This is a genomic window from Xanthomonas bonasiae, assembly GCF_014836395.1.
Lineage (GTDB): Bacteria > Pseudomonadota > Gammaproteobacteria > Xanthomonadales > Xanthomonadaceae > Xanthomonas_A > Xanthomonas_A bonasiae.
In genome coordinates this window covers 242,742-262,106 of the sequence record NZ_JACSQX010000009.1, presented here as the reverse complement: position 1 = coordinate 262,106, position 19,365 = coordinate 242,742, and the positions used below count along the sequence as shown (strand labels likewise).

The 19,365-nt window shown below is 68.8% G+C and carries 14 protein-coding genes; 6 read left to right on the top strand and 8 right to left on the bottom strand.

Annotated elements, in window-relative coordinates; genetic code table 11:
• The first annotated feature begins 560 nt into the window (after positions 1–560).
• Positions 561–998, top strand: a complete 438-nt coding sequence (locus H9658_RS23010; RefSeq protein WP_225210033.1) for a SymE family type I addiction module toxin — start codon at positions 561–563, stop codon at positions 996–998.
• Between the two features lie 208 nt (positions 999–1,206).
• Positions 1,207–1,770: a DUF6891 domain-containing protein gene (locus tag H9658_RS16160; RefSeq protein WP_191826115.1), complete on the top strand. Its 564-nt coding sequence runs from the start codon at positions 1,207–1,209 to the stop codon at positions 1,768–1,770.
• Positions 1,771–1,913: 143 nt separating this feature from the next.
• On the opposite strand, the gene H9658_RS16155 is transcribed toward H9658_RS16160, so the two are convergent.
• A complete protein-coding gene (locus tag H9658_RS16155) occupies positions 1,914–2,810 on the bottom strand; it encodes a LysR family transcriptional regulator (RefSeq protein ID WP_191826114.1) in 897 nt (298 codons plus the stop codon).
• Positions 2,811–2,922: 112 nt separating this feature from the next.
• Between H9658_RS16155 and H9658_RS16150 the strand changes: the two genes are divergently transcribed.
• Positions 2,923–3,792 (top strand): aldo/keto reductase family oxidoreductase, encoded by an 870-nt coding sequence (locus H9658_RS16150; protein WP_191826113.1) that lies wholly within the window; start codon positions 2,923–2,925, stop codon positions 3,790–3,792.
• A 7-nt stretch (positions 3,793–3,799) separates the two neighbouring features.
• On the opposite strand, the gene H9658_RS16145 is transcribed toward H9658_RS16150, so the two are convergent.
• Positions 3,800–4,324: a hypothetical protein gene (locus H9658_RS16145; RefSeq protein WP_191826112.1), complete on the bottom strand. Its 525-nt coding sequence runs from the start codon at positions 4,322–4,324 to the stop codon at positions 3,800–3,802.
• Positions 4,325–4,554: 230 nt separating this feature from the next.
• The gene (locus H9658_RS16140; protein ID WP_191826111.1) at positions 4,555–5,592 is read right to left on the bottom strand and encodes an SMP-30/gluconolactonase/LRE family protein; all 1,038 of its coding nucleotides are present in this window, start codon (positions 5,590–5,592) and stop codon (positions 4,555–4,557) included.
• Positions 5,593–5,952: 360 nt separating this feature from the next.
• Between H9658_RS16140 and H9658_RS16135 the strand changes: the two genes are divergently transcribed.
• Positions 5,953–6,426, top strand: coding sequence for a hypothetical protein (locus H9658_RS16135; protein WP_225210032.1), 474 nt, complete (start codon positions 5,953–5,955; stop codon positions 6,424–6,426).
• Positions 6,427–6,437: 11 nt separating this feature from the next.
• Positions 6,438–7,775 carry an XVIPCD domain-containing protein gene (locus H9658_RS16130; protein WP_191826109.1) on the top strand — a complete coding sequence of 446 codons (1,338 nt, stop codon included), beginning with the start codon at positions 6,438–6,440 and terminating at the stop codon, positions 7,773–7,775.
• A gap of 111 nt (positions 7,776–7,886) precedes the next feature.
• On the opposite strand, the gene H9658_RS16125 is transcribed toward H9658_RS16130, so the two are convergent.
• From H9658_RS16125 to H9658_RS16105, 5 genes are all read right to left on the bottom strand, one after another.
• Positions 7,887–9,086 carry an endo-1,4-beta-xylanase gene (locus tag H9658_RS16125; RefSeq protein ID WP_191826108.1) on the bottom strand — a complete coding sequence of 400 codons (1,200 nt, stop codon included), beginning with the start codon at positions 9,084–9,086 and terminating at the stop codon, positions 7,887–7,889.
• 95 nt (positions 9,087–9,181) lie between these two features.
• Entirely contained in the window at positions 9,182–11,872 is a 2,691-nt protein-coding gene (gene galB, locus H9658_RS16120; protein WP_191826151.1) for a beta-galactosidase GalB, read from the bottom strand.
• A 110-nt stretch (positions 11,873–11,982) separates the two neighbouring features.
• The gene (gene uxaC / locus H9658_RS16115) at positions 11,983–13,401 is read right to left on the bottom strand and encodes a glucuronate isomerase (RefSeq protein ID WP_191826150.1); all 1,419 of its coding nucleotides are present in this window, start codon (positions 13,399–13,401) and stop codon (positions 11,983–11,985) included.
• 58 nt (positions 13,402–13,459) lie between these two features.
• Entirely contained in the window at positions 13,460–14,443 is a 984-nt protein-coding gene (locus H9658_RS16110) for an endo-1,4-beta-xylanase (RefSeq protein WP_225210031.1), read from the bottom strand.
• 99 nt (positions 14,444–14,542) lie between these two features.
• A complete protein-coding gene (locus tag H9658_RS16105) occupies positions 14,543–15,850 on the bottom strand; it encodes an MFS transporter (RefSeq protein WP_191826149.1) in 1,308 nt (435 codons plus the stop codon).
• A gap of 495 nt (positions 15,851–16,345) precedes the next feature.
• On the opposite strand from H9658_RS16105, the gene H9658_RS16100 reads away from it, so the two are divergent.
• Positions 16,346–19,285, top strand: a complete 2,940-nt coding sequence (locus H9658_RS16100) for a TonB-dependent receptor (RefSeq protein ID WP_179570115.1) — start codon at positions 16,346–16,348, stop codon at positions 19,283–19,285.
• The last annotated feature ends 80 nt before the right edge of the window (positions 19,286–19,365 follow it).

Here is a 19,365-nt window from a genome sequence, read left to right as displayed (position 1 = left end):
TAACTACTATTCGGCGACAGTCTGGGTTGTAACAAAGGTGTCTATTACTGATCCCCTTCGACCAATCTGCCGTAGCGAACCCGGTACACCAACAGATTCCCACTCGGTAGGTGTAATTCTTGCGCCTAAAATCGTGGTGCCCTTCCCTTGGATACATTTCACGTGAAGGTATCATCACAACTGAGCGCTCACAAGCATTGCAAAGACTTGGCCAGTAGACGATTGCTCGCTTGTCGCGAAGCTCTGCTTTGCTTGGTGATTCTTTTGAAATATTGGATAGAGATCTGTTGACAGGATTGAATGGCCAGTCGCATGATTGAACCGCTGCGGCAAATCCCGCAGCCGAGTTTGACAGCTCGAACGACCGAGGCGCACAGCGCCCATCGTCGATGCCGGCGCTTTTTTGTGCCCGCTCGGCATGGGAACGTGCCTGCTTTCTGGCGGGCGGTGCGCGGAGACCGCAAGGTCTGCCGGTCCTCGGTCCGGTCTGTCAACCGCGTACCGTCCGCCACCCCGATTGACAGCGAGGGGCGGACTCCAATCCAACCGAGGAGTCCGACATGCACCGTTTCAACAGAACCACCTTCACTCCCCCCAAGGCTGCTTCCGCGTCGCGTACAACCAAGCGCCGCGCTCGATCAGCCGACACGCTGGCCGCCGAGCAACCAGCGACCGCCGATGCCTCTCCATTCGTTACGCCCGCCGCGTCGCGCCAGCGCTTCCGCGTGCCCAGGCGCTGCACGATGAGCTACCAGCACTACGACGTGCGCCGCGCCGAGGATATCGTCGGCTGTGCCGTGCCCAAGCTGCGCCTGTCCGGGCGCTGGTTGGAGCAGTACGGTTTTGCCGTGGGCGACGCGTTGCGGGTGACGGTGGGGCGTGGAGTGTTGTTGATCAGTCGTGTGTCGGCTGCCGTCTCGCCATCGGCGCGGGCTGCGGGGAAGAAGAAGGCGCGGGCTACGCGCGCCGCTTCGCCTCCGCTGCGATCCAAGGGCTGACGTCATCGGTGTGCGCACGTCCGTGTGGCGTGCGCCGCCGGGGCCACGCCAGCGTCGCGTGAGGCGGCGTCTGGCGTGGTGTCGGTGGTCGGCTTTTGCTTCGATAGCGCTGGCCTCGATCCCGAGATTCACTCGGCGTTTCCAAGATCCAAACATCGCCCTGCTACCGTGCGCGCCAGGCAAGTGCCTGGCCTCCAAGGGAGCGAGCGTGAACGAGACCGATGCGGATGTCCTCGATTCAATCCGGAAGTGGGTCTGGTCCGGCTACTACTCTGAGTTCGAGATCCGCGAGGAGATGCTGGACGACATTCTGGAAGATGAGTGCGACGAACCGATGCTGCGTGCCGCGGTCGCCAGCCAGTGGCAGGCCAAGCAGCAGGCGGAGCAGGGCTGGCCGTCGCTGACCGATTGCGATCGCGTGGACGCGGTGTTCGAGCAGCTGCACGATGCGGGCATCTGCGCGCTGGCGAATGCCGGTTACACGATGTCCGATGGTCACACCGAGGTGACCGAGGCGGTGGCGGAGGCGCCGGAGGGCGAGTACCGCGGCTATTGTTTCTACCACGGGCAGGATGTGGAGTGCGCGGTGGACGGCGGCGGGTTGTTTATTGCGTTCGGGGATTTGCAGGGTGGGGCGGATGCGGATCTTGCGGTCGGGCGGCAGGTCGCTGCGGCGTTGGTGGATGCGGGGTTTGTATTGGCGTGGGATGGGACGCCGACGATGCGGATCGCGGTGCCTGGGTTTGTTTGGTTGCGGCGGTTTCGGGAGTAGTTGGGAGTTTTCTTGCAAGTTGTGGGGCGATGGAGATGGCGCGTCTCCGGCGGGCGCGCTGGGCGTTGTCGGTGAGGCGGGTCGCGGCTGAAGCCGCTCCTACAGGGAGCAGGAAGCAGTGAGCATCGCCACCTGCACCGCGCTCACGGCGTCCGGATGAAATCCACGAACGCGCGTAGCGGCGCGGGCAGGTGGCGGCGTCCGGGGTAGTACAGGAACGGGCCGCTGAAGCGCTGCCACCAGGGTTCCAGCACCGGCTCCAGTGCGCCGCTGTCCAGGTGCGGGCGTAGCCAGTCTTCGAACAGGTGGATCACGCCCAGGCCGCCGACGGCGGCGTCGATGGCCAGGTCCACCGCGGCGCCGAGGCGTACCAGCAACGGGCCGGTCGGCTCGACCAGCACGACTTCGCCGTTGCGTTCGAATTCCCACGCCGGGATGGCGCCGCTGGCGAACTGGCCGCGCAGGCAGGCGTGCGTGAGCAGGTCGCGGGGGTGTTGCGGGTGGCCGTGCGCGGCGAGGTAGTCGGGCGCGGCGGCGGTGGCGAAGCGCTGCACGCGCGGGCCGATCGGCACGGCGATCATGTCCTGCTCCAGCCGCTCGTCGTAGCGGATGCCGGCATCGCAGCCGGCCGCCAGCATGTCGACGAAGCTGTCTTCCACGATCACTTCCAGCCTGATCTCCGGATAGGCCTTCAGGAACGGGGTGACGATCGCCGGCAGCACCAGGCGCGCGGCGGCGCCCGGCACATTGAGGCGCAGGGTGCCGCTGGGGCGGTCGCGGAAGCCGTTGACCACGTCCAACGCGGCTTCCACTTCGCCGAGGGCGGGGATCAGGCGTTCGGCCAGGCGCGCGCCGGCCTCGGTCGGCAGCACGCTGCGGGTGGTGCGATTGAACAGGCGCACGCCGAGGCGGGTTTCCAGGCGCCGCACGGCCTCGCTCAGGCTGGAGGCGGAGCTGCCGCTGAGCCGCGCGCCTTCGCGGAAGCCGCCGCCGCGCAGCACCGCCAGGAAGGCGAAGAGGTCTTGCAGGTCGGTGGTCATTGTTCGAGATCCCGCACAGCCCGTGCCGATTCGGCCGGATTATCGCGCATCGACGCGCGGCCTACAGTGCAGGCCTCATCCGGGCTTCGGCCCACCCCTTCTGGAGGCAGTCATGAGCAAGCTTTCGACAGCTGGCACCTTTTCCCTCGGCGACCGCACGGTGACCCGCATCGGCTACGGCGCGATGCAGCTGGCCGGGCCGGGCGTGTTCGGGCCGCCCAAGGACCGCGACGCCGCGCTGGCGGTGCTGCGCGAGGCGGTGGCCGCGGGCGTGGATCACATCGACACCAGCGACTTCTACGGGCCGCACATCACCAACCAGCTGATCCGCGAGGCACTGCATCCGTATCCGCAGCAGCTGACCATCGTCACCAAGGTCGGTGCCGTGCGTGGCGACGACGCCTCCTGGCTGCCGGCGCAAAGTCCCGCCGAGCTGACCCAGGCGGTGCACGACAATCTGCGCAACCTTGGCGTGGAGGTCCTGGACGTGGTCAACCTGCGGGTGATGCTGGATGCGTACAAGCCCAGCGAGGGTTCGATCGAAGCGCAGTTCAGCGCGCTCGCCGAGCTGCAGCAGCGCGGGCTGATCCGGCATCTGGGCATCAGCAACGCCACGGCCGCGCAGGTGCAGGAAGCGCGGGGCATCGCCAAGGTGGTGTGCGTGCAGAACCACTACAACCTGGCGCACCGCGCCGACGATGCGCTGATCGATGCGCTAGGCCGCGACGGTATCGCTTACGTGCCGTTCTTCCCGCTCGGCGGTTTCTCTCCGTTGCAGTCCGACGCGCTGTCGTCCATTGCGCAGGAACTTGGCGTGACACCGATGCAGGTGGCGCTGGCCTGGCTGCTGGCGCGTGCGCCGAACATCCTGCTGATCCCGGGCACCTCGTCGGTTGTGCATCTGCGGGAGAACCTGGCGGCGGCGGAGCTGTCCTTGTCGGGCGATGTGCTGGCCGCGTTGGATCGGATCGGGCAAGAGTAGCGAGTGGTCAGTTGCTTTCCACGCGCCGGCATTCTTGTTCTCCCAGCCATGACGAGAACTGGGATGAAACAGCGCAGAACTCGGGCAATGGAACGGTCTTGTGGTGAACGACGTCGGATCCCGGCAGCTGCAAGAGCGCATGCAACGTCCGACCGGGAGGGGCGAGCAGGAAGCCTTTGACGTTGTTCAATGCTTCGGAGACGTTGGTCAGGAAATCCATGCAATGGTAGGCATCTTGCTGCTCTGGAGGTCCAACACGGTAAAGCGCGTCGTCCAGGAGCTTGAACCAGGCATCGGGCGTCTTGCCCGCAAGCGATGGATGCCAGAGCGCATTGCTGCTTGCGCACTTGTCCATCAAGTGCCCGCTCAATGTTCCCAAGACGCAACAAGGCTCCGAGAACAGGCCAACTTCAAGCCTGTCGAAAAAGAGCCGGAATCTTCCTGTGACATTAGCCCCGAGAAAGGAGGGGAAGTCAGGGCCAGGTTCGACAATGGCTTCTAGCGCGAAGGTGTCGGGATTGCCGAAGAGCATGTGCCTAAGCCCTGAGTCTGGTCGAGTCGTGCAGCGGCGCTGGCGCGAATGCTCCATTGCATCGCGATAGTGCCATTCGCTCAAACGCACCTTCGGCGATCGATGAATATCCGGCCGAATCAGCGTTTTGGAGCCAGGCGATGGTAGGAATCTTTTCGTGCCTTGAATCTCTTTCGTCTGGCTTTTTGGCACGCAACTCGTCAGCGTCGAACGGATGCATCCGCGCCGCCCTACGGCGCAAACCCCAGCCCCGTCGCCTTCACCCGCACCCGCGCCAAAATCTTGTGCGAGGTCATGTACAGGGTGCGGCCGTCGTCGCCGAAGGCGCAGTTGGCGACGGGGCCGCCGGTTTCGATGCGGCCCAGGCGGCGGCCGTCGGGTGCGAACACGAGCACGCCGCCGGGGCCGGTGGCGAACAGGCGGCCGTCGCTGGCCACGGCGATGCCGTCCGGCAGGCCGGGGTTGGCGTCGCCGACGATGTCGGACGCATCGGCGAAGAGGCGCTTGCCGGTGACTTCGCCGCGCGCGTCGAGCGCGTACGCGGTCCAGATCGGCCGCGCCGGATCGGAGTTGGCCACGTACAGGGTGCGTTCGTCGGGCGACAGGGCGATGCCGTTGGGCAGGCTCAGGCTGTCGTCGAGCAGGTGCACGCTGCCGTCGGTGTCCAGGCGATAGACGCCGTTGAAGCGCAGTTCCTTGACCGGGGAGTTGTCCCCGTCCTTCAGGCCGTACGGCGGGTCGGTGAAGAACACCACGCCGTCGCTGCGCTGGATCAGGTCGTTGGGGCTGTTGAGGCGGTGGCCGTCGTAAGCGCTGGCCAGGATCGTCTTGCGCCGCGTGGCCGGATCGAGCCGGGCCACGGCGCGCGTACCCGAATCGGCGAGCAGCACGCTGCCGGATGGCTCGGCGTGCATGCCGTTGGCGCCAGCCTCGCGCAAGACGTCCAGCGGCGGGCCGGCGTAGCCGGACGGCTTGAGGAACACCGACAGGCCGTCGCGCTCGGACCAGCGGTACATGGTGTTCTGCGGCACGTCGTTGAACAGCAGGTAGCCGCCGTCGCGGACCCAGGCCGGGCCTTCCGACCAGGTGAAGCCTTCGGCGATGCGTTCGATGCGCGCGTCCGCCGCTACCGTGTCGCTGAACGCGGGGTCGAACGCGGTGACATGGCCGATCACGGGGAAGCGCGGCGCGGGCGGCTGGCTCTTCGCACAGCAGGCGAGCAACGCCAGCACGGAGGCGGCGAGCAGGACGCGGGTCGGCAATCGCATCGGAGGATTCCTGGGTGGTGTGGGGCGATGATGCCATCTGCCGGGCGCGTGCTCTTCACCTCCGCGCGCCCGCACGGCTGCGTATGCTCGCGGCCAAGGTGGCGCGCCCGTGCGGGCTGCAGCGCGCCGACGCGATGGCTACAATCGCCGGCAACATGCCTGGCCGCGGACACGCGCGACAGGCGTTCAAAGGAGAGGCGCACCATGGACTCTGTTTCCCCCGGCGACATCCGCCCACCGCCGCGCGCTGGGCGCCGGCTCGTGCAGCGCGGCACTGCCCTGCTGGCGGCGGCGCTGCTGGCCGCCTGCGCCGGTGCGCAACCCCCACCTTCATCGATTCCCACTACAAAGGAGCGGGCCATGTCGGAGATGACGCCAGAGCAACTGGCACAAGGCGTAGTGCGGCTGATCCTGGCGATCGGCGGCAAGCAGGACCTGACCCCGGCGCAGGTCGCCACGCATGCGGGCCTGCAGGTGGAGGCCGGCGACACCGCGCATGCGTTCAGCGCGTCCGGCCCGGTCGCCGGCGGCGGGCGCTATGCGCTGGAGTCGGTCGCCGATGCCGATGGAGAGCCGCCGTCGCGGCTGGACTTCGCCTTCGCACCGGCATCCGCTGCGCCGGCGCGCTGCACGCAGCCGCTCGGTGCGTACAAGCAGGCGTTGACCGAGGCCGGTTTCGCCGCGCAGTGGATCGCGCCGCCGCGCCTGGGCAGCCCCGGCCGCTGGCATTTCGAACGCGGCGCCGTGGTGGTGTACGCGTTCGTCGGCGACGCTGCCGGCGCGGATGATGCGCAGGCCTGCGTGTCGCTGCTGCAGATCCTGGCCACCGCATAAGGAGATGGGTGATGGCGACCGACGATGACCTGAAGAAGATGGTGGACACGTTCGAGGCGACGCACGCCAAGGAAGGCCAGGCGCTGCGCAAGATGCTGGACAACACGCCCGAGCTGAAGGCGCGGGTGGAGCAGGCGATCGAGCAGAAGCAGCTGTCCGGGTTCGGGCCGCATCCGCGCGACGGCGGCGGCGCGTACCGGCCGGGCACCGGCGAGATCCTGTTGCCGATGGACGTGCTGCGTACCGCCAAGATGGACGCGCCGCGCGACGATTCGGCCAATACCGCGCGGATCATCCTCGGCCACGAGATCGGCCATGCGATCAACAAGGCGGCGATCGACAAGTCCGATGCCGCGTTCAAGGACAAGATCGACGAGATCGCCAGGTCGCCTTCGCCGCACGACTACACCGCGGCACTGAAAGCGCATGGCGCGGAGGAGCGCACGCGCGAGTCCAAGGACGAGATCGCCGGAATCAACACGCTGGCCGATTACGTCAAGCACAGCAATCCTAAGGCGACGCTGAAGGACCTGTACAACGCCAGCACGGAGATGGCCAACTACATCGACAAGGATGGCGAGGGCGCCAAGGCGACCTACAAGGCCAAGGACGGGCTGACCTTCGGCAACGACCTGAAGATCGACGCGAACGCGCCGAAGAACGTCGAGGCGATGGGCAAGCTGTTCTACGACGCGCGCGGCTATCCGCAGAACTACGGTGCGCGCGATCTGGGCCTGGTCGCCGAGGCCGAGGATGCCGCGCAGTTGCGCGATCCCAAGCGCGTGCAGCCGGAAGTGCGCGCCGATCTGAAGGCGCTGGGCATCGATCAGGGCAAGGTGCCGCCGGAGTGGATACCGAACGGTTTCCGCGACACCGGTGCGACGCCGCCGGCACCGCGTGCCGCCGCGCCCGCGGCCGAGCCGACCGGCGCGGACCGGGCCTTGCACGACAAGGTGCGCGGCGGCGTGGCCCAGGCCGAGCAGGCGTTGGGCAAGGGCTGGGACGATAACAGCGAACGCATGACCGCCAGCCTGACCCTGCTGGCCAGGCAGAGCGGTTTCAGCGAGCGTGACCAGCTGTCGGTGGGCTTCAACCGGCCCACCGGCGCGCACCAGGGCGGCGAGCTGGCGTTCGTGTACCGCGACGGTGCCACGGCGTCGCCCGATCCTTACGCCAACCGCGCGCACATGACGACCAGTGAGGCGATCGCGCGGCCGGCGCAGGAGACCTACCAGCAGCTGCAGGAGCAGACCGCGCAGCAGGCGCAGACCCAGCGCACGGTGCAGGCGCAGGAACAGGCCACGCAAGCGCAGACCCAGGCCCAGGCGCCGCAGGTGTTGACGCGCTGAGCCGGCGCCGGCGCGTCGGTACGCGCGCCGGCCTTCGCAGCGATGGGGCTGGCTGCCTGGCAAAAAGGCCAGGGCGTGCCGCGGCGGTTGCGGATGCGTCGGTCGGGCGCGCTACCGCGCCTGCGCCGGCACGGCCAGCACCGCGTCGAACGCAGGCTTGGGCTTGCGTTCGCGGTCGAACAGCAACGGATAGTTGCGGCGCCCCGGCACCGGGTAGTCGTTCTTCCACGACATGCCGTCGTCCACGCCCCACATGCTGACCCGCGCCAGCTTGTCGCGCTTGCGCCAGAACAGCTGGAACAGTTCGGCGTAGCGATCGCGCAGCTGCACCTGCACGTCCGCCGGCAGGCCGTCGCGGTACGGATCGAGGTAGCGCTTGAACTCGGGCAGCTGGAACTGCTTGTGCGCCATCCCGGTGCCGATCACCTGGCCTTCCTTGGTCAGCGGCAGCACGTCCACATCCAGTTCGGTGATCATCACCTTGACCCCGAGCGCGGCGTAGGCGTCGATCGCCGCTTCGATGTCGTGCTGGCTGGGGTAGTCCAGGCCCCAGTGGCCCTGCATGCCGACGCCGTCGATGCGGATGCCGGCGCGCTGCAGCATCTTCACCATGCGCACGATGCCGTCGCGCTTTTCCGGGCGCCAGGCGTTGAAATCGTTGTAGTACAACTGCGCATCCGGCGCGTACTGCGCGGCGAAGCGGAACGCCTGCCGCACCAGTTCGTCGCCGTCGCCGACGCGCTCCACCCACTTGGTGTTGCGGTAGCTGCCGTCCTCGTCGATCACCTCGTTGACCACGTCCCAGGCCTGCACCTTGCCGACATAGCGCCCGGCCACCGCCTGGATGTGCGCGCGCATGCGTTCGAGTTGCGCGTCGCGGCCGTTGGGCTTGCCCTGCGCGTCGACGAAGAACCAGTCCGGGGTCTGGTTGTGCCAGACCAGGGTATGGCCGACCACGAACATGCCGTGGCGGCGGCCGTAGTCGACGAAGGCATCGGCGGCGGCGAAGTCGAAGACGCCCGGGCGCGGATTGACCACTTCGGCCTTCATCGCGTTCTCGGCAGTGATCGCGTTGAACTGCCGCGGCACCAGCGCGGCGGAGGCGGCGTCCTTGCCGGAGACGATGTCGGCGTTGACCGCGGTGCCGATCAGGAACGCGCCGGCATAGGCGTCCTTGAGGCCGCGGCCGTCTGCCGCGGCGTTCGGCGTGCGCGACGCGGCGGCAGGTCGGTCGGCGGCGCCCGCTGCCGCCGTGCCGAGCAGGCAGGCCAACAGCAGGGTCGCGACGCGTGTCTTGCGCAATGCGGGCATGGCGGCGGTCCTTGTTCGAGCGTGGGGGGCACGCGGAAGCGTGGTGCGCGTGCAGCGACGTGCAGGCGGCGCCTGCGTGCCGACGGGCGCGTCGTTCATGGCTGCACCCGCAGTTGCGTGTGCGCGGCCTGCAACGTGTCCGATTCGACGTGCAGGGTGATGGTGCCGCTCTCACCCGGCAGGGCGCGCACGATCGCCAGCGCCAGGCCGTTGAACGCATTGCGTGTGGGCGCCGCGAACGACTCCAGGTCGGTGGGATCGCCGTTGTCGGTGGCGACGAGTTCGCCCGGGCCCTCGACGCGGAAGCGCAGCCGGTCGCCGGCCGTGGGCGCGGGATTCCCGTCGCGGTCGAGCAGGCGCACGGTCACGAAGGCCAGGTCGCGGCCGTCGCTGTCAAGCGTGGTGCGGTCGGGCGTGGCCTGCAGCCTCGCGGCCGGGCCGGCGGTGCGCACGCGCTCGCTGGCCCAGGGCTTGCCGTCCTTGTAGGCCTGCACGCGCAGTTCGCCCGGCGCGTAGACCACCTCGTCCCAGCGCAGCCGGTACTGCAGCGGCGCCTTCTTCTTGCGCCCCTGCGAGACGCCGTTGACGAACAGTTCGGCCTCGTCGCCGGAGGTGAACACGTGCACCGGCGTGACCTGGCCCTCGCGGCCCGGCCAGGTCCAGTGCGGCAGCAGGTGCGCGATCGGCAGCTCGGGGCGCCAGCGGGCCTGGTACAGCCAGTAGCGGTCCTTGGGAAAGCCGGCCAGGTCGAAGATGCCGGAGTAGGAACTGCGCGAGGAGTAGTAGGGGGTCGGTTCGCCGAGGTAGTCGAAGCCGGTCCAGACGAATTCGCCGGCGACGAACGGGTGCGTGTCGAGCGAAGCGAACACCTTGTCGGCGCTGGCACCGAAATCCACCGCGTGCAGTTCGTAGGCGCTGACCTGGTGCGCCACCGCATCGCCACCGCGGCCGTCGCGTACCGGCGCGCTGCTCTCCGCGGTGACCGGGAACAGGTACACGCCACGGCTGCTCAGCGCCGAGGCGGTCTCGCTGCTGAAGATCGGCTTGTGCGGGAAGCGCGCATGGAACAGCGGATATTGCGGCGGCTTGCGGATGCGCTCGGTGCCCGCGAACTCCGGCGTGTCGCGGATGCCTTCGCCCTGGTAGTTGAGGCCGATCACGTCCAGCACCGCGGGCAGCGGCATGTCCGCCGCGGCGTAGTTCATCGCCGCGGTGGCCAGGCGGGTGGGATCTTCCTCGTGCACGATGGCCTGCAGGCGCTGCGCGATCGCCGCGCCTGCTTCGCCGGTGTATTGCTCGCCGACTTCGTTGCCCACGCTCCACAGGATCACCGACGGATGATTGCGGTCGCGGCGCAGCAGCGCGCGCAGGTCCGGTTCGTGCCAATCGCGAAACACCAGATGGAAATCCAGCGGGGTCTTCTTCATTTCCCAGCTGTCGAAGAGTTCGTCGACCACCAGCAGGCCCATGCGGTCGGTCAGTTCCAGCAGTTCCGGCGCGGGCGGGTTGTGGCTCATGCGGATCGCGTTGGCGCCCATCCCCTGCAGCAGTTGCAGCTGGCGCTCGGCGGCGCGCAGGTTGAACGCGGCGCCGAGCGCGCCGAGGTCGTGGTGATTGTTGACGCCGCGGATCGGCACGTGTTCGCCGTTGACCAGCAGGCCGCGGTCCGGATCCCAGCGCAGCGTGCGCACGCCGAACGGGGTTTCGTAGCGATCGACCACGCGGCCGTCCTGCGTCACCTCGGTGATCGCGACGTAGCGGTGCGGTCGCTGCGTCGGCGGCGGACCCCATAACCGTGGTTTGGCGATGCGTGCGCTGCCGTCGAGCGTGGCGCTGGCGCGCGCGGCGATGCGGGTGCTGGCCGCGGCGATCCGCGCCACCGCCGCGCCTTGCCGGCGGCCCTCGGCATCGAGCGCATAGATCGCGGTACTGGCCTGCACCTGCGCTGCCGCGTCGCTGCTGTTGTCCAGCGTCACCGCCACGCGCACCGTCGCTGCCTGCGCCGATACCTGCGGCGTGCTGACCTGGGTGCCCCATTGGCCGACATGCACCGGCGCGGTCTTGCTCAGCCACACGCTGCGGTACAGGCCGCCGCCGGGATACCAGCGCGCCGATTCGGGCGGGTTGTCCAGGCGGATCGCCAGCTGGTTGCTGCCGCCGGGCACCAGGTACGGGGTCAGGTCCACGCGCCAGGAGCTGTAGCCGTACGGCCAGCCGCCGACCAGGCGGCCGTTGAGCCAGACCGTGGCGTAGGACATCGCGCCATCGATGTCGAGGAACACCGCGCGGCCGCGGTCGCTGGCGGGAATGTCCAGGCGCTTGCGGTACCAGCCCACGCCCCAGCTCGGCAGCCGGCCCATGCCGCCGTACGGCCCGTCCTTCAGGAACGGCCCGGCGATCGCCCAGTCGTGCGGCAGGTCCACGCGCGTCCACGCGCTGTCGTCGAAGTCGGCGCGCACGAAGGCCACGTCGCTGCCCGGGTCGCCGGGCGGGCGCGGGTGGCGCTGCGCCGGGTCGGCGATGAAGGCGTTGCCGGTGGGCAGAATCCACGGCTTGAGCACTGGCCGCGTGCGCGGCACGACACGCTCTGCGGCGTCGGGGCGGGCATCGGCGACCTTGCCGTCGGCGCTGCGCGCGATGTCCGGGCGCACGTCGTAGTCCAGCGTGTCGCCGACGCCGGGCGCGTCGCCGCGATGGAAGCGCCAATCGGTATCGAGCGACAGCCGCTCGCGCGGGGGCGGCGACTGCGGCGCCGGCGCCGCGTCGACGCGGCCGGCGGCAAGCATGGCCAGCACCAGCAACGGTGCGAGCGCACGTTGCAGCGCGCGCCTGGGCGTCGCCACGACGGTGTGCGCACGTTCGCGCGCCGACGCGGCGCCGCAGGCGGCACCCGCTGTCACAGCCTGTAGGCCCGCTTCGGCAACCGATACGCCAGGTCCAGCGCGACCTCGGCCGCTTCGTCCTCGTCGAGGCGATGCTCGGCCACAAGGTTGGCCAGGAATGCGCAATCGACGCGGCGGGCGACATCGTGCCGCGCCGGGATCGACAGGAACGCGCGGGTGTCGTCGTTGAAGCCGACCGTGTTGTAGAAACCGGCGCTGGCCAGGGTCTGCTCGCGAAAGCGCCACATGCCTTCCGGCGCGTCGTGGAACCACCACGCCGGGCCGAGCAGCAGCGCCGGATAGTGCCCGGCCAGCGGCGCCAGTTCGCGCGCGTAGGTGCTCTCGTCCAGGGTGAACAGGATCAGGGTGAAGCCCGGCGTGTTGCCGAAGCGGTCCAGCAGCGGCTTGAGCGCATGCACGTAGTCGGTGCGCAGCGGCAGGTCGGCGCCCTTGTCGCGGCCGTAGCGCGCGAACATGCGGCGGTTGTGGTTGCGGAAGCAGCCCGGATGCAGCTGCATCACCAGGCCGTCGTCCACGCTCATCGCCGCCATCTCGGTCAGCATCTGCGCGCGGAACAGCTCCGCGTCCGCGGCGCTGGCACCGCCGCCGCGCACCCGCGCGAACAGCCGCGCGGCCTCGGCCGCGGGCAGGTCGGCGGTGGCCGCGCTGGGGTGGCCATGGTCGGTGGAGGTGGCGCCCATCTGTGCGAAGAACGCGCGGCGCTGGCGGTGCGCGCGCAGGTAGCCGTCCCAGGCGTACACGTCCTCGCCGGTCAGCTCGCCGAAACGGTGCAACGCATCGGGGAACTGCTCGTGTTCCGGATCGATCACCGCGTCGGGGCGGTAGGCGGTGATCACCCGTCCGCCCCAGCCGCTGGCACGGATCGTGGCGTGGTGCTGCAGCGGATCCAGCGGCGATTCGGTGGTGGCGATCACCTCGATGCCGAAGCGGTCGAACAGCGCGCGCGGCCGGAACGCCGCGGTCTGCAACGCCTCGCCGATGCGGTCGTAGTACAGGTCGGCGCTGGCCGCGTCCAGGCGCACGCGCAGGCCGAACACCTCGTGGAAGACATGGTTCAACCATAGTGCCGAGGGCGTGCCGCGCAGCAGCTGGAAGCGCTCGGCGAACACGCGCCAGGCCGCGCGCGGATCCACCGCGGCGCGGCTGCCGTCGGCGCGCGGGATGCCCAGCGCGTCCAGGTCCACGCCCTGGCTGTAGAGCATGCGGAACACGTAGTGGTCGGGCACCAGCAGCAGTTCGGTGGCGTTGGCGAACGGCGCATCCTCGGCGAACCAGGCCGGATCGGTGTGCCCGTGGGGGCTGACGATCGGCAGCGCGGCGACCTGCGCGTACAGGCGGCGCGCGATCGCGCGCAGGCCCGGCTCCGGCGGCAGCAGGCGGTCGGGATGCAGGGACAGGGCGGGGGAGGACAGGGTCATGGTCGGCAGGCGGGTCGTGGAGGGATGATGGTCGGAAGCAGCGCGCTTGGCGCTACGGCTTGCTCGCCACGTAGCCGCGCAGCCACGCCAGCGCCGGGCGCTCGCTGCCGTCGTCGCGGATCAGGTAGGCGCCTTCCTTGTCGCGCCACAGGCCGCGGCGGAAGCCCCACAGGGTCACGCCGCGCACGCTCGGGTGCTCCCAGAACAGCGGGAACACGCGCTGGTAGTCGGCCAGTTGCTGCGCATCGGTGGGCCCGTCCAGGTCGAGTTCGGTGACGTAGATCGGCAGGCCGGTCGCGGCCAGCGTGTCGAGGTTGGCGCGGTGGACCGAGACCGGCACGTCCGCCCGCGTCTCGAAGGCATGTTGCTGCAGGCCGATCGCATCGATCAGCCGTTCGCGCTGCAGCAGCTGGATGACCTGCAGGTACTGGCGCGTGGCGTCGGCACTGTTGGTGATGCCGTAGTCGTTGATCATCAGCTTGGCATGGGGGAAATGGCGCCGCGCCAGACGGAACGACTGCAGCACCCAATCCCAGCCGGTGCTGCCGGCGCCGCCCAGCGCCTGCAGGTAGTTGCCGCTGTCGTCCTTCCTGTCGTCGGGCTGATTGTGGCCCGGCAGGGTTTCGTTGGCCACCTCCAGCAGGTCGATGTCCGGATAGCGCTGCGCCACCGCGGCGAACCACTGCTCGATCGCGGCGCGCTGCTCCGTCGGCGGCAGCGTCCGCATCCACAGCGGCTGTTGGCTGCCCCAGATCAGCACGTGCATCTGGAACGGCATGTTGTTGCGCTTGGCCAGGTTGTAGGCGTCATCGAGCGCGCTCCAGTCCATGCGTCCGCGCACCGCTTCCACGCTGCCCCATTTGCCGGCGTTCTCGGGCGTGACCTTGTTCCAGTACCGGGTGAAGTCCTGCGCCTGCGATGGGCTGTAGGCACTGCCCAGGAAGCGCTGCTTGCCGGCGGCCAGCGGCGCGGCGCCGGCCGCGGCGGAAACGGCCAGCAACAGCGACAACAAAAGCGAAGCGATCGTTTTCATCATGGCGTCTCGATGGGTGGGGAGCAGGGGTGGAACGCTGTCGGGATGGACGCGGGCACGCCCGCACGTCTGCGCTTCCCGGCCTGCACCAGGCAAGCCCGGTCAGGCATGGTCTTGCAACTGCGCCGGCTGCAGGCGCGGTGCCAGCCACTGCACCAGCGCCAGCGCCAGCAGGTAGGCCGAGCCGGCCATCAGGAACACCGGCACGTAACTGCCGGTGGCCTCGAGCAGGAAGCCGATGAAGGTGGCGATCAGCATGCCGCCGACCGCGCCGGCGAAGCCGCCGATGCCGACCACGGTGGCCACCGCGTGGCGCGGGAACATGTCCGAGGGCAGGGTGAACAGGTTCGCCGACCAGCCCTGGTGCGCGGCGGTGGCCAGGCCGATCAGCCCCACCGCCAGCCACAGGTTGTCGGCGCGCGCGGCGAACACGATCGGCACCACCGCCAGCGCGCAGATCAGCATCGCGGTCTTGCGCGCGCGGTTGACGCTCCAGCCGCGCGCGATGAAGCGCCCGGCGATCCAGCCGCCGGTGATGCTGCCGACGTCGGCGAGCACGAAGATCACGATCAGCGGCGCGCCGAGCTGCAGCAGGCTCAGCCCGTACTCGGCATGCAGGAACTTGGGCAGCCAGAACAGGAAGAACCACCAGATCGGATCGGTGACGAACTTCGCCACCACGAACGCCCAGGCCTGGCGGTGGCGCAGCACCTGCGCCCAGCTCAGCCGTTGCACGGGTTCGGGCGGATCGCTGCGGATATGCGCCAGTTCCGCCGCGCTCAGGCGCGGCTGCTGCTCCGGCGCGCGATAGTTCAGCCACCACACCGCCAGCCAGGTGGCGCTGAGCGCGCCGGTGAACAGGAACGCCGACTGCCAGCCCCAGGTGCTGGCGATCACCGGTACCAGCAGCGGGGCGACGATGGCGCCGATGTTGGAGCCGGAATTGAAGATGCCGGTGGCCAGCGCACGCTCGCGCCGCGGAAACCATTCGGCCACGGTCTTGATCGCCGCCGGGAAGTTGCCCGATTCGCCCAGGCCCAGGAAGAAGCGCGCGATCGCGAAGCCGACGACGCTGGTGGCCAGCGCATGGCTCATCGCCGCCAGGCTCCAGATGCCGATCGCCAGCGCGTAGCCGGCGCGCGTGCCGAAGCGGTCGATCACCGCGCCGCTGCACAGCAGGCCCAGCGCGTAGGCGGCCTGGAAAGCGGTGACGATGTAGCCGTATTCGATCTCGTTCCAGCCGATCTGCACCTGCAGGAACGGCGCCAGCACGCCGAGCACCTGGCGGTCGATGTAGTTGATGGTGGTGGCGGCGAGCAGCAGCGCGCAGATGCGCCAGCGCATGCGCCCCAGACGCGAGCCGGTGGCGGTGTCGGCGGTGTCGGTCGCATCGGCGCCGGGCGAGGGCATCATGTCCGCGGCACCGGCATGGCGGCCTGGATGCGCGCAGTGCGTCGCGAAGGTCGGCAGCGACATGCGGCGCCGCTTCTGTGCAGCTGTCGGATATTGCGATGCAGCACGCAATCTGCGCTGTTCCCAGTTCGGTGCATACGCTTCGATCCCCACAGGGCGCGGCGGTCGCCGCCGTTTGGTAGCGCTATCATTAGCACGCCGCCGCAGGCGATCCATCGTGCATAGCAGCACGAAACGCGATGCCGACACCGAGATGCGACGCGCATCCGCCGTACCCATGCGCACGTTTTCCGGAATGTATCGGTGCGTGGCGGGCTTATGTTGCCCTGCAGCGTGACAGCCATCTTGGTAGCGCTAACATCCGCGGCCACGGCCCAGCCACGGGCCTTGAAGTCGCTGCACGTTTTTCCGTCGCTCGGGCAATTCGTCGGCTGGTCGCTCCGCGTCACCTTCACGGAGCCGCAGGTCGCCTGTTTTTTGGGGAGGATCACGGTGAAGAACAGTTACGCGCGCACCACGTTGTCTCATGCACTGGCCACCGCATTGCTCGGCATGGCCGCCGGCAGCGCCTGGGCGCAGACCGCGCCACCCACACAGGCGCCTGCGGCGCAGGCGGCGCCATCGCCCGCACCGGCCGGCGACGATGCGGTGAAGCAACTGGATACGGTCACCGTCTCCGGCTACCGCCGCAGCATCCAGTTCTCCACCGACGCCAAGCGCGATTCGGTGACCTTCAGCGATACCGTGTTCGCCGAGGACATCGGCAAGTTCCCGGACATGAACATCGCCGAGTCGCTCAACCGCATTCCGGGCGTGCAGCTCTCGCGCGACGTCAATGGCGAAGGCCTGAACATCGCCATCCGCGGCCTGGGCACCAGCTTCACCAAGACCACGCTCAACGGCGCCAGCATCGCCACCGCCTCGATCGGCCTCAATGCGCAGAACCAGAACCGCGAAGTGGATCTGAATCTGTTCCCGACCGAGTTCTTCACCCAGCTGACGGTGAGCAAGACGCCGACCGCGAGCATGCTCGAAGGCGGCGTGTCCGGCGTGGTCGACATGCGCAGCGCACGACCGTTCGATCGGCCCGGCACGCATCTGACCTACCAGCTGCAAGGCGACTGGAACAGCACCAGCGAAAAGACCACGCCGCGCGGCGCGCTGATGGGCAGCTGGACCAACGCGGCCGGTACCTTCGGCGCGCTGTTCGGCGTGGCCTCGGTGCGCAGCAAGCTCGGCGTGGAAGGCTTCGAGAGCGTGGGCTGGACCAATCCGGGCCTGACCTACGCGCAGTGCGGGCTGACCCCGCCGGCCGGCACGCCATCGACCAACCAGCCGGCCGCGTGCAACGCCAACGGCGGCGGCAACTGGCGCATTCCCGATACCGTGCCGGTCACCGCCGGCGCCGGCCTCACCCCCGGGCAGAGCATCGACGCCGCCTGGCTGCTGGCGCACAACCCCGGCCTGAGCATCGAGCAGATCAGCGACGCGCTGATCCCGCGCCTGGGTCGCCGCGTGCAGATGCAGGGCGACCGCAGCCGCGACGCGTCGGTGATGTCGCTGGAATGGCGGCCCAGCGACACCGCGCATTTCTATCTGGACACGCTGTTCTCCAAGGCCAAGCGCGACACCGAACGCACCAGCATGAACCTGATCGGGCGCAACGGGAACATGATTCCGTTGGACATGCAGGTGGACGGCAACGGCGTCGTCACCGATGCCACCTTCACCAATGCCCAGTACTTCCTGGAAGCGCGCCCGTACCATGAGAACGTCAAGTTCTGGAGCGTCAATCCGGGCGCCGAACTGCTGTTCGGCGCGAACCAGGACATCAAGCTCAACGTGCAGGCCAACGCCACGCGCAGCTGGATGTACCGGCAGTCGCCGAGCATCCTGGTGACCTCGCCGTTCACCACGGTGGACTACAGCAATACCGGTGGCGACCAGCCCTCGATCGACAGCCCGCTGGACCTCAACGATCCGAACCTGGGCTGGAGCTGGACCGGCGGCCGGCTCAACATCAGCAACGAGAAGCGCGAGACCGAGACCCGCGGCGCGCGCGCCGACCTGCAGTTCGGCGAAGACAAGCGCAACGTCAAGGTCGGCGTCGCCTACGATCAGGCCGAGCGCCATATCCGCGGCTTCGACAACAGCGCCGCGTGGGAGACCCTGGTCTGCCGCGGCGCCGCCGCCACCTGCACCGGCGGCGCCGGCTCGCTGATCCCGCAGTCGGCGCTGGCCTCCTACCTCAAGCCCGGCCAGGGCGGCTTCATCACTGTGGACTTCGACCGCTTCCTGCGCGACAGCGGCTACTACGGCCTGAGCGACAGTGCGCCGGAGACCAACGCGGCCAACACCGGCGCCTCCACCGGCGGCATCCTGGAGAAGAACTGGGGCTTCTACGTCGAGGCCAACGGCGAGACCGACGTGTGGAACCGGTCGATGCGCTTCAACGCCGGCGTGCGCTACGTGACCACCGACCAGACCATCAGCGGCCCGGTCACCATCGGCGGGGTGCGCCGCTACCAGGTGCTGAACTCGGACTACAACGAACTGCTGCCTTCGTTCAACGTGGCCTGGGACGTGGCCGACAGCGTGGTGCTGCGCCTGTCCGGCTCGCGCACGCTGACCCGGCCCGATCCCAGCGCGATGCTGCCCAACACCAACTTCAGCGATCCCTCCGCGCAGACCGCCACCCAGGGCAATTCCAACCTGGCGCCGTACCGGTCCACCAACGTGGACATCGGCGGCGAGTGGTACACCGGCGGCGAAGGCTTCGTCGGCCTGACCCTGTTCGACAAGCGCATCGACGGCTTCACCGTCAACGGCGTGCGCCGCATTCCGTTCCAGGACCTGGGCGTGGCCTACAGCGACCTGACCGCGACCCAGCAGGCCGCGATCGACCAGCGCGGCGGGCCGAACGCGGCCACCGTGGACGTGCAGACCCAGGTCAACGCCGACGGCACGCTCAACATCCGCGGCCTGGAAGCGATCTGGGTGCAGCCGCTGGACCGCCTGCTCGACGGCCTGGGCTTCAGCCTCAACTACACCCACGTCAAGCAGGAGTCCGAGGGCGACGGCATCCAGGCGGTGGCGGTGGGCGTGGCGCCGAACCTGTGGAACGGCACGGTGTACTGGGAGAAGAACAACGCCTCGGTGCGCCTGTCCTACGCCTGGAACGACGACATGATCATCTCCGGCGCCAACCAGAACGGCATTCCCGATGCGCGGCTGATGGCCGATGCGCGTGGGCAGCTGGACCTGTCGGCCAGCTACACGCTGGCGTGGGTCCGCTCGGCGCCGCAGATCACCCTCAACGTCACCAACCTCACCAACGAACCGCTGCGCACCACCTTCCAGTATCCGAACGCCACCTACGACCTGTACCAGCCCGGACGCACCATCATGCTCGGCATCCGCGGCTCGTTCTGAGCCTGGCGCCGGGCGCGGTGCCCCGCTGCGGCGAGGCATCGCGCGCGCGGCCGGCGGCAGGCCTGCCGCCTGGCGCGCCG

Excerpts from the sequence above, each read along its gene's own strand:
- H9658_RS23010 (WP_225210033.1), top strand. The coding sequence starts at position 561 with ATGCACCGTTTCAACAGAACCACCTTCACTCCCCCCAAGGCTGCTTCC.
- H9658_RS16155 (WP_191826114.1), bottom strand. The coding sequence starts at position 2,810 with ATGACCACCGACCTGCAAGACCTCTTCGCCTTCCTGGCGGTGCTGCGC.
- H9658_RS16150 (WP_191826113.1), top strand. The coding sequence starts at position 2,923 with ATGAGCAAGCTTTCGACAGCTGGCACCTTTTCCCTCGGCGACCGCACG.
- H9658_RS16145 (WP_191826112.1), bottom strand. The coding sequence starts at position 4,324 with ATGCTCTTCGGCAATCCCGACACCTTCGCGCTAGAAGCCATTGTCGAA.
- H9658_RS16140 (WP_191826111.1), bottom strand. The coding sequence starts at position 5,592 with ATGCGATTGCCGACCCGCGTCCTGCTCGCCGCCTCCGTGCTGGCGTTG.
- H9658_RS16135 (WP_225210032.1), top strand. The coding sequence starts at position 5,953 with ATGTCGGAGATGACGCCAGAGCAACTGGCACAAGGCGTAGTGCGGCTG.
- H9658_RS16130 (WP_191826109.1), top strand. The coding sequence starts at position 6,438 with ATGGCGACCGACGATGACCTGAAGAAGATGGTGGACACGTTCGAGGCG.
- H9658_RS16125 (WP_191826108.1), bottom strand. The coding sequence starts at position 9,086 with ATGCCCGCATTGCGCAAGACACGCGTCGCGACCCTGCTGTTGGCCTGC.
- galB (WP_191826151.1), bottom strand. The coding sequence starts at position 11,872 with ATGCTTGCCGCCGGCCGCGTCGACGCGGCGCCGGCGCCGCAGTCGCCG.
- H9658_RS16110 (WP_225210031.1), bottom strand. The coding sequence starts at position 14,443 with ATGATGAAAACGATCGCTTCGCTTTTGTTGTCGCTGTTGCTGGCCGTT.
- H9658_RS16105 (WP_191826149.1), bottom strand. The coding sequence starts at position 15,850 with ATGCCCTCGCCCGGCGCCGATGCGACCGACACCGCCGACACCGCCACC.